Annotated in this window: 16 protein-coding genes and 1 pseudogene; 7 read left to right on the forward strand and 10 right to left on the reverse strand. The window is 40.0% G+C overall.

The window, feature by feature from the left end; translation table 11 throughout:
- Positions 1-35: 35 nt before the first annotated feature.
- Both PGX00_RS15685 and PGX00_RS15690 read right to left on the reverse strand, forming a co-directional pair.
- Positions 36-506, reverse strand: a complete 471-nt coding sequence (locus PGX00_RS15685; RefSeq protein ID WP_272138301.1) for a pyrimidine dimer DNA glycosylase/endonuclease V — start codon at positions 504-506, stop codon at positions 36-38.
- Complete coding sequence (locus PGX00_RS15690) at positions 506-778, reverse strand: DUF3081 domain-containing protein (protein WP_272138303.1); 273 nt, start codon at positions 776-778, stop codon at positions 506-508. Before PGX00_RS15690 ends, PGX00_RS15685 begins: the two co-directional genes overlap by 1 nt.
- 435 nt (positions 779-1,213) lie before the next feature.
- Here PGX00_RS15690 and PGX00_RS15695 point away from each other — a divergent pair, with 435 nt between their 5' ends.
- From PGX00_RS15695 to PGX00_RS15705, 3 genes are all read left to right on the forward strand, one after another.
- Positions 1,214-1,501, forward strand: coding sequence for a hypothetical protein (locus PGX00_RS15695; protein WP_272138305.1), 288 nt, complete (start codon positions 1,214-1,216; stop codon positions 1,499-1,501).
- Positions 1,502-1,568: 67 nt separating this feature from the next.
- Positions 1,569-2,315, forward strand: a complete 747-nt coding sequence (locus tag PGX00_RS15700) for a hypothetical protein (protein ID WP_272138307.1) — start codon at positions 1,569-1,571, stop codon at positions 2,313-2,315.
- Between the two features lie 256 nt (positions 2,316-2,571).
- Positions 2,572-2,868 carry an EF-hand domain-containing protein gene (locus PGX00_RS15705; RefSeq protein WP_272138309.1) on the forward strand — a complete coding sequence of 99 codons (297 nt, stop codon included), beginning with the start codon at positions 2,572-2,574 and terminating at the stop codon, positions 2,866-2,868.
- A gap of 149 nt (positions 2,869-3,017) precedes the next feature.
- Here PGX00_RS15705 and PGX00_RS15710 read toward each other — a convergent pair whose 3' ends face one another.
- Together PGX00_RS15710 and PGX00_RS15715 are read right to left on the reverse strand one after the other, a co-directional pair.
- Positions 3,018-3,791, reverse strand: a complete 774-nt coding sequence (locus PGX00_RS15710; protein ID WP_272138311.1) for a carbon-nitrogen hydrolase family protein — start codon at positions 3,789-3,791, stop codon at positions 3,018-3,020.
- A 216-nt stretch (positions 3,792-4,007) separates the two neighbouring features.
- On the reverse strand, positions 4,008-4,925 hold the full coding sequence (locus PGX00_RS15715) for a DMT family transporter (RefSeq protein ID WP_272138313.1): 918 nt from the start codon (positions 4,923-4,925) through the stop codon (positions 4,008-4,010).
- A gap of 171 nt (positions 4,926-5,096) precedes the next feature.
- On the opposite strand from PGX00_RS15715, the gene PGX00_RS15720 reads away from it, so the two are divergent.
- Both PGX00_RS15720 and PGX00_RS15725 read left to right on the forward strand, forming a co-directional pair.
- Positions 5,097-6,002, forward strand: coding sequence for a helix-turn-helix domain-containing protein (locus PGX00_RS15720; RefSeq protein WP_272138315.1), 906 nt, complete (start codon positions 5,097-5,099; stop codon positions 6,000-6,002).
- Positions 6,003-6,423: 421 nt separating this feature from the next.
- The gene (locus tag PGX00_RS15725) at positions 6,424-8,457 is read left to right on the forward strand and encodes a methyl-accepting chemotaxis protein (protein WP_272138318.1); all 2,034 of its coding nucleotides are present in this window, start codon (positions 6,424-6,426) and stop codon (positions 8,455-8,457) included.
- Between the two features lie 15 nt (positions 8,458-8,472).
- On the opposite strand, the gene PGX00_RS15730 is transcribed toward PGX00_RS15725, so the two are convergent.
- Positions 8,473-8,967 (reverse strand): YcxB family protein, encoded by a 495-nt coding sequence (locus tag PGX00_RS15730; RefSeq protein ID WP_272138320.1) that lies wholly within the window; start codon positions 8,965-8,967, stop codon positions 8,473-8,475.
- A 27-nt stretch (positions 8,968-8,994) separates the two neighbouring features.
- On the opposite strand from PGX00_RS15730, the gene PGX00_RS15735 reads away from it, so the two are divergent.
- Positions 8,995-9,150, forward strand: coding sequence for a hypothetical protein (locus tag PGX00_RS15735; protein ID WP_272138322.1), 156 nt, complete (start codon positions 8,995-8,997; stop codon positions 9,148-9,150).
- A 104-nt stretch (positions 9,151-9,254) separates the two neighbouring features.
- Here the strand turns inward: PGX00_RS15735 and PGX00_RS15740 are convergent, their stop codons facing one another.
- The 3 genes from PGX00_RS15740 to PGX00_RS15750 all read right to left on the reverse strand — a co-directional run bounded on the left by PGX00_RS15740 (position 9,255) and on the right by PGX00_RS15750 (position 12,446).
- Positions 9,255-10,343 carry an alkene reductase gene (locus tag PGX00_RS15740; protein WP_272138324.1) on the reverse strand — a complete coding sequence of 363 codons (1,089 nt, stop codon included), beginning with the start codon at positions 10,341-10,343 and terminating at the stop codon, positions 9,255-9,257.
- 8 nt (positions 10,344-10,351) lie between these two features.
- The gene (locus PGX00_RS15745) at positions 10,352-11,449 is read right to left on the reverse strand and encodes an alkene reductase (protein WP_272138326.1); all 1,098 of its coding nucleotides are present in this window, start codon (positions 11,447-11,449) and stop codon (positions 10,352-10,354) included.
- A 115-nt stretch (positions 11,450-11,564) separates the two neighbouring features.
- On the reverse strand, positions 11,565-12,446 hold the full coding sequence (locus PGX00_RS15750) for a LysR substrate-binding domain-containing protein (protein ID WP_272138329.1): 882 nt from the start codon (positions 12,444-12,446) through the stop codon (positions 11,565-11,567).
- Positions 12,447-12,634: 188 nt separating this feature from the next.
- Between PGX00_RS15750 and PGX00_RS15755 the strand changes: the two are divergent.
- Positions 12,635-13,830 (forward strand): annotated as a pseudogene (locus tag PGX00_RS15755) (MFS transporter).
- 165 nt (positions 13,831-13,995) lie between these two features.
- On the opposite strand, the gene PGX00_RS15760 reads toward PGX00_RS15755, so the two are convergent.
- Positions 13,996-14,520, reverse strand: a complete 525-nt coding sequence (locus PGX00_RS15760; RefSeq protein WP_272138331.1) for an Lcl C-terminal domain-containing protein — start codon at positions 14,518-14,520, stop codon at positions 13,996-13,998.
- Entirely contained in the window at positions 14,517-15,239 is a 723-nt protein-coding gene (locus PGX00_RS15765; RefSeq protein WP_272138333.1) for an Lcl C-terminal domain-containing protein, read from the reverse strand. Before PGX00_RS15765 ends, PGX00_RS15760 begins: the two co-directional genes overlap by 4 nt.
- Positions 15,240-15,545: the final 306 nt, after the last annotated feature.

Here is a 15,545-nt window from a genome sequence, read left to right on the forward strand (position 1 = left end):
GAGTTTCTTTTAGATACATGCTCATAACCTATAAATTAACCTTGTATAAACCAATTTGGTGCTACACGTTTAGTCCACTTGGCAAATTTGGCTTTATCCCCGATATAAAAAGCTCTGTAAGCACTGACCGCGTCGTTATCTACTTTATATTTATCTGGCATCGCTTGCGGAAAAGTGGTTAAACCGAAGGATGAGAATGAGTAGTGACTAATTTCATTGAGTATTGTTATTGACTTATGGTCTACTTGTTTACCATATCGATATTTATATTCTTTATTGAGTTCCAACGTTAATTGTTTAAGCCACAAAAAATTGTCATAAGATTCCTCAACCCATAATACCGAAGGATGATTTACATGGGTCGACTTATAAGGAGTTACGAAACCTTTTTTATTCAAAGCAGTGCAGAGCAACTGAACACTTTCTAAGAGCATTTTCACCACATGTTGATCACAGTGGTACCGTGCACATTTTTGAATATTAGTGTCTAGAATGAAAATGTTCATTAGCGCCTCATATTTTGATCAGACAACAAGTTTTCAATTTTGTTAAAGAAAACTTCTAAAGTATTCTCTTCAAGGTAATCAACATCATAGCTACCATGAAACAAAAGAGTGATAGTCAAATCTTTGTAAGCTAACCAACAGGTATAACCATCGAAGTCTTGCCATGCAGTAATATCTGAAAGTGCATAAACACCCTCTTTTGGGTTTCCTTTTGTCACAATTAAATTAAAAACCAGCAACAGGTTTTGCTTCTTGATTCGATTTAAAGACATTGGTTTTCCTTTACTTACTCATCATCATCAATGAATCTATACGATTAAATATCGAAAAAAGATCAATTTAATTTTAAGGAGAGATCGGGTTCCGTCAAATTAGCTAAACTGAGCAAGCACGCGCGTATGCCCTACTCTTTAACCTTCACATTTGCGGCTTTTCCATCTCTTTTAAATACTACGCATCACCAAACTCAACGGTATTTTTCTTCAAACGTTTATTATCGATATACCCCGTTTTTCGCACCATTATTGAATGAACCAAAACTCACTTAAATAGAGCCACAATTTTTTGGATTAGATCAGTATTTATAGAGGCCATAATTGTTAAAATAGGTGAACTGTCTTTTGTTTGGTCACACAATCTCAAACTGTAGTTTCTTGAAGAATAGATCCATTGGTAATTTTACCTACACATTTAAGGAATGTATGAATATGAAACTTTCTCATCTTTTTAACTTATTTTCGTTGATTGCATTAATTAGCTTGTCCTTGAGTGGCGTTGCGTTCGGCGCTAAGAAATCAATTATCAGAGAGGATGTTCGCTATTCTTGGGATCACAAAATCGCACTTCACGAATTAGGTTTTATTGAAGCGTCGAAAGCAATACCTTGTCCGTGCATTTGGAACAACCCAAGAAAAAAGGTTCTCAAGAATACAAAGGTAGAACTTGGGAATGTACCGGTAGGGATAAAAATGGCGAGTGTGTCTTTGTCAGCATAAAAGAATAACCCTCGTGGACAAAATGAAGTGTCGAGCACATCGCTAATCCATGGAGAAAAAAGAGAATATGACCATAACACCAATTGATGTAGATGAGATTATTGATCGCACACTAAAAATAGCCTCAGATATAGAGTGCGAACTGTATCAGTGCGCTCGGCATTCATCTAAATTCACTGTCATAGAAGGATTAAGGCAGTGGCTAAAATTAGGAAATAAAGCGGGCCCATTTAAGGGAGCGTGTACGATTGACGACGGTCAGAATGGAAACCGTAATATACGCGAGTTCTGTTACGAAGTATTCAAATCCATAGACTGCGAAGACGACCAATTAGCCAAAAATTGCCTCTCAATGGTGGATTTTATCGGTAATGAGAGCCGGTATGCTATACGTTTCAACACCGATGACGATAGAGAATATGAAATAGATGATTACTATGAAGATGACGACGGATTTATTTCTCGGCATCTAAATAAAAATGGTGACGTTATCGTACCTTTCCAAACTGTGCTCATCACGTTTTGGAGAGCAGAGCAGATACATACGACTGTTGGTTATCATACATTTTTTCATGCGCTTAGGGAGTACTTCAATGATAATGATCGCCCTGATTTAAGCCAAGCAATATCACATCAATTTGGCTTAACAGATAGAAGTGAGTACGCTTGCGACCAATTATCTGTCATTCCATCAGTTCTAAATGAGATCACCACTGAACTGTTATTTGCTAATAGACCGAAATGGCGAGACTACTACGCTTCATCGCAAGAAATCATTGCGCTGATCAATGATAGGTTCAATACCCCAAAATAGCAGAAAAACGTACTGCTTGCTTGCAGATAACTAGTCGAACTCGCTTACCCATTACTATCGCCAATTTAACAATCATTGTATTTGAATAAGTCTGTTGATCATAAATTACTAACACATGTTTGGGTGGCCATTTTGTAACATTACAAATTTGTCATATGACAAACTTGTAATCCTTGTGGAGTTCAGTGTTGTTAAAATATTAGGACGAAAGCAACTTTGCTTATCCATAGGTAAAAAACAACACAAGGAAGATACAATGAAGAAAGTAATTATGACTCTGTCGTTAGCCATATTAATACCGGTAACAGCTCTCGCATCCGATACAAATAAGACGGAACCTTTAGAGAAACCAACCAGTAAAATGAAGGAACCAATGACAGCTGGAGAGTTATTCAATAAGCTAGATGCAGACAATGATGGCACTATTTCTAAACTGGAATTTTTAGAAGCACAGCCAGTGATGCAGCCGCCCAAACCAAAAAAGATGAAGCCTGAAGAAAATCGACAAAAGTTAGCCCCTCAAGAAGAAGGTAATAAAGACTGCCAATCTTAATTTTTAAGGTCCCTTTAACTAAACCTCTAACGTACCTTAGAGGTTTAGTTTTTTAATCTGCTACGAATTCAGTGCTTGTGATATCAATTGATGACTTTTATCAACCTGAACAACAGATATTAAAGCTAGCCTCTCTAAACGGTTTTGAGCTAGTCAGGCCAATTAGTTCTCTTTAACATCTGAAATCTCACGTCACTAATTTTTCCATTGCTAATTGTACAGACCGTTATCCCCTCGTGACTTTCATCGCCTTGAATAACAATTTCTCCCTCATGATCCCACACGCTGCTTTGACCCGCCGTATCCCATCCACCGGTTTCCCCGACAAAATTTGAAAGCAAAACAGGTATGTTGAGAGTGTTTGCAATGCTTGATAGCAAACCACTATCTTTTAAGAAACCTCTTTTTGAAATCAAGGCGCTTACTAAATATACATCTGTATTTGAGGCTTTAGCATCATTAAAATGTTGAGGCTCTGTAAAATCCGCACAAACAGCGAGCGTAAACTTCACTTGATCAACGCTAAAGCTGTAATTTTCATCGCCAGCAACGCTGTATTCATTTTCGCCCTGATGAAGATACTGCTTTTTGTAGTAATTTACTTCTTCGTTAGGATGAGAAATTACAGCTCCTATATAAGGCTTTACTCGCCCACTTCTCAACGGGCATCCAGCAATAACCGTTAAACGATTTTCAACAGCAGTATTGGAAAGTTCTTTGATTAATGGTGATGAGCGACCTATAGCGAGTTCTGGTAGCAAATCTGGCTCATATCCAGTCAATGACAGCTCTGGGAACATGATGATCTTCGCACCCTGGCTTGCTGCACTAGCACATAGTTTTTTGTGGGCTTCAATATTGTTTGAAATATTCCCTCTTTCAGCTCTAAATTGAGCTAAAGCAACCCTAACGGAATTCTTCATTTCATGTGTCCTTAGCCGTTCGAAATACCGGTTTATATCATTATTTATATACATTAAGAAAGTATCTTAAACATCGCGATAATCAAATAGCTACTTGATTAAACGTAATACAAATGGGGTATTTTTGATGTAGCCACAGTGATCCAGGAGGCTATATTAAATAACTTCTAATATCCTAAATCGTTATTGTGCATCGACATTCTAAATGAACCAATTTTAATTGTGTTCCCTCTTAGTAATAAGAGTTCGATACCAACCTCTCAAAAGTGCAGGTGTTCCAAATACCCTCAGGTTGCCTGTTAATACAAGGACGACTCCCAAAGCAGACAACCACGTCCACTCATACCCTTCAAACAGAGTAGATAGTGATAAAGCAACCAAAGGAAAAAGAACCGTGCAATATGCTGCCTTGGAAGCACCTATCCTTCCAACAAGTGCAAGGTAAGTATTAAAACCGATAACAGAACCTATAACGGCAAGATAAACCAAAGCTGATAGATACATAGGCGTCATGGTCACAGAAAGTGATATCCCTGATACCAGAGCAATGATAATTAGATAAATTGAACCGTATGCCATAGCCCAAGCAGTAGTTGGTAGTAGTGGCATTCCCTTACTTTGTGCTCTAGCAGAAACCATATTCCCCATAGAAAAGAAATATGTTCCTAACAAGCTTAACAATAGCCCATGCAAAATGTTCCAATCCATTTCTGCACTCATAAATTGCGAGGTAAAGAGGAGAACCACGCCAACAAACCCCATTAACGCACCTTGTAAAAAGATACTTGATGGGCGACGTTTATCCAGCACCCAGAGATTAAACGCATTTAGTATGGGTGCAAGTGAGAACACAACCGCATTCAAACCACTTGGTAGGTACTCCGTAGCAGAGTAGAAACATAGAAAATTGTTTGAAAACAGGCATAAAGCTAAAAGAGCTGCCACCTTGTGATTATTTACGGAAAGCCGAGGTAATGAGTTTCTGAAAATTAATACAGCAAACAGTACAATAGACGCTAGAGCAAACCGCCATGCGACAGATACGATTACTGGGGTATCACCAAGTTGATAGGCAATTGCAAGCCACGTCGACCCCCAGATGAGGACGGTTGAGGTATATAAAATACTGTTCATTATATTGCTCTTTGTTTCTACTGATAGTTACTCTCAACGATATCGCTAGTCGTGTTTTCAAGCGTTCAAATTGTTGCTGTTTTTATAGATTCTTGCGCATTTTTTTACGGAAAGTGTTCACGGATGAAAAATACCAGTATATTTATTAGATAAATGGCTAAAGGAGCGTAAATGGATAAAGGGATTCTTGCAGGGATTAAAAAGCAACGCGTATTCAATGTGCTGACTGATAATACCGCACAGCTACATAAAGAACTATGGCAGAATAACGGCATGGGTTCGGCTATCTGGAGTAACAGTCACGGAAGTGCTAGCTATGACAAACCTAGCCACCACACTCTGAGTTTTTATTTGCAAGGCGGTCAAGATACGCAACGAGTTATGAAGTCGGGTAACATACATGGTGGAGCGAACAAGCTTTGCCTGATGCCTAAAGGCCACCGCTCAGACTGGACGTTCTCTGTACCATTTCGCTTCTTCCATTTCTATTTCGAACAGACTCATCTTCAAAATTTCGCTGAGCAAGTGTTTGACAAAGAAGGTCGCCATATTGAGTTAACAGAACAAACTTATGTTGAAGACAAATTCATAAATCAATTGGTCCGTGAGACGATATTAAAGCTCGATTGGGATAACTCAACCGACAAACTCATGATCTCACACTCCCAACAATTATTGTTGCTCCACCTTATTCGTCAGTATTGTCATAATGCACCTAAAACAGTCCTAAATTCAGGTGGTTTAGCGATATTTAATCAGCGACGAATAGTGGATTATATCCAAGCAAACCTCTCAACCTCTTTTACTTTGAGTGATTTGGCAACGCTTGCAAATTTGAGTGACTTTCATTTTGCAAGAATGTTTAAAGTAAGCTTTGGCTGCTCACCTCATCAATATGTTCTTTCCCAACGTGTTGAAATGGCGAAGAAATTGCTTTCTAGTCATAACATGCCGTTAACAGACATAGCATTGTCATGTGGTTTTTCTTCGCAACAACACCTTTCGCAGCAATTTAAACAACGAGTGGGTGTCACACCCGCTGTGTTTCGTAAAGAACATCGCAATACAGTTAAGTAGTACTAATCTATTCTGAAAGTTCACTGTCCAATATCCTATCTATTAGCGATAACATGCCACATAAATAAGCTTCATTTTTTAGTTTTTTGAATCGAGTATGGCCAATTAATAGTTCAAAAAACTTAGCTCGATGCAAAGACATGTAGAAAAGCTGTTTCGGTTTTTTAGGGTTAATTCCGACAAATGCAGTGTAAGAAACAAATTTTCTGATTCTATCTTCGCCAAGGTAACTTGACTACACTCTTAGACAATCACAACGAGCTTTTAAATAAAGTAAAAATATCACTTTATTAATATCGTGCATGTTTTTATAAATATTTACTATGCATGCTATAACTTGCCCTAGCACACCCTGCCATATTTCTGTCATAAATATATTCTAACATTCATTGCGTGTTAGATTTGACCCAATTTGGACAGTATGAACAATTCAACTAAATTTCGTTTTTCTCTTTCTCTTATACAGACTATAGTGATTGTTTTTATCGCTATTCTCATTCTACTTACCAGCTCATTCTTATTAAATAAGCAAGGGGTAAATAGAATAGGTGAAGAATTTAATAAATTGTCTGATCACGCGCTACCCTTAGCAATGGGGAATGCATCACTTACACAAAATGTTTTACAGCAGGTAAAGGTACTGAATCAGGGAATAAAAGCCAATTCAATTGAAGAGCTCAACCTTAATGTTATGGCTATTGACGCCTTAGTAACAAGTTCTAAAAAAGAAATAGCCTCTTTATTGATTACCGCAGACCAATTTAATCACGCAATTCTGCCCGAAGAGCAGCAGCAACTACAAAATCATCTATCACAACTCAATACGCTAACAACATCAATCATCAACTCTAAAAAACAGACCATTGAATTAAGTCATCAAATTGACGAATTGACGCCCTCATTTCGATATGCTCTTAATTCTATTGGCCCAGAGATGAATAGAATTTCATCATTTTTAAACCAAAATAATCCCGAAGCATCAGACGCGACCAATCGATTTGTTTCTCTGTCGACTAAATTAGAAAGTAAGTACCTAGAATTGATGACGCAGAGTAATCTTGAAATGGCTACAACACAGATTAATACCATGAAAACCCGCTATTCAGGTATCGATCTCGCGTTTAGTGATTTTGCGGAGTGGTATCCAGAGATTTCAGAATATATCAGTTTAACTGCTTCTATTGAAATGGTTAAAGATGGGTTCGACGACAACAATCTACTTCCCCTAATCCTCACAAGAATCGAACTTATAGAAGAGCAACAAAAACAGCTAGCACGAGCCACCGAAACTTCAACATCAGTTATCTTGGTTTTGAATCAAATATCAACCACAGCAGAACAGTTAATCACCTCAAGTAAAAAGGTGGTGAATAACACTATGAGCAATATTATCTCTTTAATAACCTCGATAACTGTTGCACTAGCAATATTCATCGCGGCTTGCGGGTTATTTTTGCATGTATGGGTGCGTAAGGGACTGTACAATTTAAAAAACCAATTAACCCTAATAACGGGACATGATTTATCTCAAAAGGCCGACGCAACTGGGCCATTCGAAATGAAAGAAATTACGCGTAAACTAAATCAGGTCATCGACTCTACCCACAATTCAATATCTCTTGTCACTAATAACTGTGACAAGTTGTATACCATGACAAATAATTGCAATGCCTCTGCAGAAGAGAGCAATGTAAGTCTTTCAGCCCAAAACGATTCACTTGCTGATATGGTCACTGCTATTGGTCAACTTAGAACTTCTATCAATGACATTGCCCTTGTCACACGAGACTCCTTTTCTGAAAGCCAGGTCGCCGTACAGCATACAGAGAATGGTATATCCGTATTAAAAAAGAACACTCAACATATTGAAACATTGGAAAAAACATTAGAAATCAATGAAGAAGTCATGGCAGAGCTTAATAGTAAAGTAACACAAATAAGCAGTATGGTTGATGTTATCAGTGGTATCGCAGAAGCCACTAACCTACTTGCTTTAAACGCTGCAATTGAAGCAGCTAGAGCGGGTAATCACGGTCGTGGCTTTGCGGTAGTGGCCGACGAAGTAAGGAAACTTGCTAGTAGCACTAGCGAGCAAACAGAGAGTATTCGTCAAACAATGACAGAACTCACCTTCGCAGCTAAACGCTCTAAAAAATCAGTAGTCGAGACACGTAAAGAGATGGCTTCGGCTAAAGAATCAAATAGCGTTGTCATCACCACATTTAGTCAAATAGAGTCCACCGTCAATAATATAAAAAGTTTTATCGAGCAAGTTTCTATCGCAACTCATCAACAAGAAGACGCAACCAAGAATGTACAAAAAAATGTCAACCACATTAATAATCTTGGTGCTAAAACTAAAACACAACTTGACTCTATGCTCGATAATGTAGTTGAAGTATCGAATATTGTAGAGCATCAGCAATCTATGTTGCATAAATACAAATTGAACTAACTTCGCCCATTAACGTTAGTTCCTTTTTGATATTGCATGCTGATCGACCATGAAAGCGATCGTTTCATCATTTAAGCAAGATTTACTGACATATTGACGCTGTTTACCCATATGAAAAATAAAACCTAAATCGCTTTGTTCAAGTTGATCAATTTCACTCCAGGCGATGCTACGGGTGTTTTTACCGCTTTTATAACTCACACCGTTAGAGTCAACCTGAAATACTACTCTGCTGCCTGAGCTCATGCTGAATGTTTGTCGCCATAACCACCAGCTTCTCTTATAATAAACACTGAACGCCTCAATAATACTCCATACAATAAAGAACCAACCAACGTAACCGCTAGGTAATAACTCAAATTGTAATAAAGCCACACCAAAAAGAAGAAAAAGTGTTCCTTTTAAATAGGCTTTTGGAAATTTAGCAGGAAGGCTAGTTTGATCATAACACTCTGCAAAAAAGGTCTTATCGAGGGTGTATTCTGTGGTGAAATCAAAATCTTTAGACATATGTGGCTACTTTAAGGTTTTCTGTGAATGAGTATCTCATGCTGCGATCTAGCAACTCGAGTATTGTATCGCTTCTCGGTGCTTTTCTTTAGCTATTTATGGCCACAGGCAATTACTCAACGTGTTAAAGGCGTTGCCGTTGTGTTTGGTGTCGCTGAAAATCAAGTTATGCAGAGAAGATAAAGGCATTAGGACCTTTCAAGGATGGAAGTAGTTTGCTCAAAGCAATGTGCATGTTTTTCAGAGAAACGTGGCACCAAGGAAATGTGCTTGGTGCCAATAGTGTATTAGGCCTGATAAGTAGAGTAATTGATGTAGCCCTCTTCTCCACCACCATATAAGGTTAACCTTGCATCGGCATCAAACTCAGCCAATGCCAAATCATGAGTAAAACGGGCGACTAAATCTGGGTTCGTTACAAAAGGAGTACCAAAGGCAACGAAATCTACATACTGCTTATCAAGTAATCGTTGTGCAGATTGCTTGGTCAATTTTCCTGCAACCATTATCGGATTAGTGTATATGCGGCGTACCTGCTCACGAAATTCTTCAGGTACCTCTACATAACGCGAAATGTTTTCTGAAAAATGCACATACGCAAGGTTCATTGGTTGCAATTTTTCCAATAATGTTAGCGTTAATGGAACAATTTCAGCGTCATCTCCAGCAAAACCTTCTCCGATATGCGGCGATAGCCGGACAGCTACTCTCCCACCCCCGATTTCATTAGTAAGAGCTTGTAACGTATCAACCAGAAAACGCATACGATTCTCTTGGCTGCCACCATATTGGTCATTTCTTTGGTTGCTTTCTGAACGCAAAAAGGTGTCGAACAAGTAACCATGTGCAGCATGCACTTCAATACCATCAAACCCCGCTTCAATGGCGTTCTTGGCAGCTTGTACAAAAGCAGCTGTCGTGTCTTTGATATCTTGAAGCGTCATCTCTCGTGGCGTTTCAGTTTCAATCATCCCAAACCCACCTTCAGGCAATGGTCCAAATACCTGATCTGCTATTTTAATCGCTGCAGGTGCAAGGGGTTGCATTCCTGAAATATCGGAATGGCTACGACGCCCAACATGCCAGAGTTGGATAAAGATTTTACCGCCTTCCTCATGGACAGCCTGAGTCACTTTTTTCCAGCCTTCAATGTGCTCTTCTGTATATATGCCTGGAGTCATAGAATACCCACGACCGACCGCTGATACAGGGGCACCTTCGGTAACAATTAGACCTGCACTGGCACGCTGACGATAATAAGTTGCCATAATTTCGTTTGGTACATCACCAGGTTGAGATGTTCGTGAGCGTGTCATCGGAGCCATCGCAATACGGTTTCTGGTCTCTAGTACTTGACCTTTAAATACATTAAACATACTTTCCCCTAAGCTTTATACGTTGGATAATCAATTAGCCCTTTCTCACCGCCACCAAACAAGGTGTTTGGATCGTGCTCTTCTAATGGGTAGCCGTGAAATAGACGCTCAGGAAGATCGGGGTTAGCAACAAAAGGTCGACCAAAACCAATCATATCCGCCAATCCATCATTAATAGCGTGTTCTGCTTTGTCAGCGTTATAACGACCAGCGTAGATCAGCACGCCTTGAAAAGCCTTGCGCATTGCACGTTTGAATGAGACTGGCGTATCTGGTGCATCATCCCAATCTACTTCAGCAATATGTAGGTATACGATGCTATGTTTATTCAGTAACGCTGCAGCGGCGGTATAGGTCTCAATAGGGTTAGCATCAACAGTACCATTGAGGGTTGTTAACGGTGCCAAACGCACACCAACGCGATCAGCGCCAATGGCATCCACCATTGCAGTGACAACTTCATCAAGAAAACGAAGACGATTTTCTTGGCAGCCACCGTACTCATCACTGCGATCATTCGCTTCTGAATCAATAAATTGGTTAATTAAATAACCATTAGCGGCATGCAGTTCAATACCATCAAAGCCTGCCTCAATCGCGTTCAATGCGGCTTGACGGTAATCTTCAGTCACTTGCTGAATATCGTCTTTAGTCATCGCTCTTGGTTCTACAACATCAACAAAACCAGGCTCATCACTTCCGTTATCGACAAAGACTTTGACATTTTCTGCTCTTATCGCTGATGAAGAAATGGGTTGTTCACCACCTATATTATCTGGATGAGTCACTCTACCTACATGCCATAACTGTGCAAAAATCGCCCCATCTTTTGCATGCACAGCATCTGTCACTTTACGCCAACCTGCAATCTGCTCTTGTGTATAAATGCCAGGCGTCCAAGCATAACCTTTTGCGGTAGCTGAAATTTGCGTGCCTTCAGACACAATCAACCCTGCACTTGCACGCTGTGCGTAATAGGTTGCCATTATGTCATTAGCGACATCACCAGGCTGACTGGCTCTTGAACGAGTCATAGGAGGCATAACAATTCGGTTTTTGGGTGTGAGTCTACCCAGTGTGAATGGTTGAAATAGTGATAGTGACATAGTTGAGCCCTCTTCATTTGATAGGGGCATACTACCAAATGAATCACTGAGCATTTATAGCAACAAACACAAATAATATTTGCTAAATTTGCAATAATGACCTTATTTAAGGTGTCTAAAGGGTTAACTTTGGCTGAATAAAATCAATAAAAGCGGAGATCCGCTTCGCCACAGAAGAAGACTTATAATACACCGCGTTAATTTGTTCTCTTCTTGGGTCGCTAATTTTTTCGCTCTCCAACAGCGGAATTAAACGTCCATCGGCAATATCTTTATTCACCATAAACCCTGATAGACATGCAATGCCATTGCCAGCCAAAACGATTTGCCGAATTGTTTCGCCGTTACTTGATGACATCAAAGTGTTCAACTGAGTAAAGCCTTTTAAAGGCCAGTCATTCAAAATCTTGGGGGCGACAAATCCAATGAGATTATGCTGAGCGAGATCGCTAGTATTTTCAGGGAGACCTCTTTTTGCTATATATTCTGGTGAAGCCACAATATATAAGGGACTTCGCCCTAGTAGCCTAGCATGTAACGTCGAATCGCTTAAAGCACCAATACGAATCGCTAAGTCTGTTTTCTTTTCTAGCAAATCCACGATGCCTTCATTGGAAGTTATTTCCAGCTCAATATCAGGATAGGCTTGATTAAATGACTTCATCAATGGCACCAGTTGGTGAAATACAAACGGACTAGCCGCATCGACACGTAAACGACCTTTAGGCAATTCCCCACGGGAAATAATCTCTTCTTCCGCCTGTTGTAACTGCATTAAACCCACCCGCACTGATTCTATGAACTGCCGCCCTTCATCGGTTAATTCAATGCGCCTCGTGGTTCGGTTTAAAATAGTGACCCCAAGTTGACTCTCCACCTTACTTACCGCTCTTGATACTCGCGCAACCTGTATATCTAAGCTCTCTGCAGCCGCTGAAAAACCACCAGCATCGACCACGGCAAGTAAAATACCTAAATCATCAGATTTTGTTCGCATGACATACCCCTAAATTTCATCTAAGCCCAATCAACTTTATTGCATTTATAACAAATATCATTTGTAAAAACCTCTATTTTTCACAAAATAGCTTTAATGCAAAATGTCCCCCATCAAACAACGCAACAGCATTGCGACGAGCACATCAGCTATCGCTTGTCATTTTCAAACAACAAAGAGTAAATATTATGCCTTTAGCACTACTTGCATTGACGCTCAGCGCCTTTGCTATTGGAACGACAGAGTTTGTGATCGTTGGGCTACTCCCGACCATGGCTTCTGACTTAAATGTATCACTACCTTCAGCAGGACTGCTGGTTAGCCTTTATGCACTTGGTGTTGCTATTGGCGCCCCCGTTTTAACCGCTTTAACCGGAAAGTGGAACCGTAAACACGTATTAGTTACGGTTATGTCACTGTTTGTGATTGGCAATTTATTGGCTTGGCAAGCCCCTGGTTACAACACCCTTATCGTCGCTCGCATTTTAACTGGTTTAGCCCATGGTGTGTTTTTTTCCATTGGTTCCACTATCGCTACAGGACTCGTACCTAAAGAAAAAACAGCAAGTGCGATCGCGATAATGTTTACGGGATTAACCGTTGCTTTGGTCACAGGAGTTCCATTAGGCACATACATAGGCCAAACTTTTGGCTGGCAATCAACCTTCCTTATTGTTGCTTTATTAGGTTTAATCGCGTTGATTGGCAGTGCTCTATTAGTGCCAAATAACTTAAAGCAACCTGCGGCTGCAAAGCTTTCATCACAGCTTAAGGTATTAACTCAACCTAGATTATTACTGGTTTATGCGATCACAGCACTGGGTTATGGAGGCACTTTTACAGCGTTTACTTTCCTTGCTCCAATTTTGCAGCAGGAAACGGGATTTAGTGCGAATGCAATTAGCTTAATCATGTTGGTATACGGTGTATCAGTGGCAATTGGTAATATTTCGGGTGGTAAAATGGCCGATAAAATGGGGCCGATAAAAGCGTTGACCATTATTTTTGCAGGACTCGCAACGATCCTAATCGTATTTAACTTTACTGCCGTTCACCCGATCGCTGCGGTCACCACGATTTTAGTTTGGGGTGCCTTTGCCTTCGGCAATGTTCCTGGTCTCCAAGTTTACGTAGTGAAACTGGCTGAAAAATACACGCCAGATGCGGTGGACGTTGCATCGGGTTTAAACATCGCGGCGTTTAACGTTGGTATTGCTCTCGGCTCTTGGGGGGCGGTGTGATTGTGTCAGAAATGGGCTTGATGCATACACCTTGGATTGGTGCCGTGATCGTTCTTGTGGCACTTGGCCTGACTCGTGTGAGTGGACACCTTGATAAACGAACAGAAAATCTGTATCCACAAGAACGTGTACTTGTGAAATAACTTTCACTATTACCGTTACAAACTGGTCAATGCAACAGCATTGACCAACTCATTCTTACTTAAAATCAATCCCAAAATAACAAAAGGTATAACGCTATGAAAACCGTTTTCATTAGTGGAGCAAAACGGTCAAAATAAGAATTCCTTGTTATTCTGCAGCAGTTGCTACACCACGAACACAACGCGCATAGTTATAGCTACGCTCTTCATCACAGGCAAAATCAGAACACCCACTTCCATCATTGATATCTGCAGCATTTTTGGGATCACTTCTCTGAGCACCAGCACCATGATAGTCATAATAAGTTCCATCACTATCGCTACTATTAGAATAGGAATATGCCCGACCAAATGCGATGTAACTGCCATTCTGAGGGAAATCCCTAGCGTGGTGCTAGACCAAAACCACCCATAATCACCACCGTCACCATAGATGTTATCTATGTCATAGTCTTCATTGAATGTGATATCAAAATAATCGGTATTTATAGCTGGAACATCTGTTGTAACGTATTTAACAATACTTTGAAGTTCTTTGTTGTCAGGTAGACGCCAATCCGTGTAATACCCGAGTTCTAAATCTTCACAGTGTTCTAGAGCCTGAGACCAAGTATAGGTCACTCCACCATCACTTTTCTCCCACATAAGCTCTGTTGCGTTGTCGGCAACGATGGTTTCATCTTCATTCAAAGAGAAATCATTAACGCCATATTGATCCCCCTTACACAGCGAACATATAATCCACTAGGACTTGAGTCCTCAGAATATGACTTGATATGGCCGTCAGCGAAATTAAAACCTAAAGCAGCCCAATAACCCGCATCGTCATCTTCTTCGTCGTTAGAACCCGCAACCATATTGATTAGATATTCGGTGCTTGACCAAAATTGGGTAGCAAATGGTTGGGCCGAATCATAGTCGAAACCAAAATAGTCCTCATCGATATAGGGGACATCATCCACATCGGCATCAGTAGACATGGCACCATTAAAATCAGCGATAGAGTACAACTCCTTAATCGATGGAAGTCGCCAATCATCATAACCACCAGTCGTCTGAGCTTCACAATATTCAACCGCCTCATCAAAATCATACTGAGCGTCAGCTTGATTGTACTCCCACATAAGCTCGGTATTATTGTCCGTAACTGTTTCATTGTCTCTTGAGTAGTCAGCTACCGTTGTGTCATATTCAGCATCTTGACCAATGTATTCTGTGCTACAGGTGATCACCTCTCCATCGAGGTCATAGCAATCGGCCTGCATGGTATCCACCACAACATATAACTCATTAACCGATAAAGAATCCGTAGAAGAGTCTGATTCTGATTCTGAATCGCAACTAGTAATACTTAAAAGCATTACTGAAATCAATAAAACACCGAGTGGTTTCGTTTTTTGTATAAACATTTTTGACCCTAACTTCTACATTTCTGACGAAAGATGCGTGGCTAAAACAAACAAACGATTTCCGATCCAGTGCCGATATCGCTGTTCACGTAGATTAGCACCGATATTAATGATAAAAGTTGGAGCGAATGTGGAGAAACGTGAAAATAATTACAAAGCATATTAGTCTTCAGTTTGAACCAATATGCATTTCATGTTTCGTGAGAAAAATTCGAGTGACGGTTACTTTTTAGAGTTTAAAAGCATCGCGCCTTAACTTGTGGTCATGCAAGTAAGTAAGGAAAGTAAGGAAAGTAAATGGTGTTA

The sequence above is a fragment of the Vibrio algarum genome (assembly GCF_028204155.1).
Lineage (GTDB): Bacteria > Pseudomonadota > Gammaproteobacteria > Enterobacterales > Vibrionaceae > Vibrio > Vibrio algarum.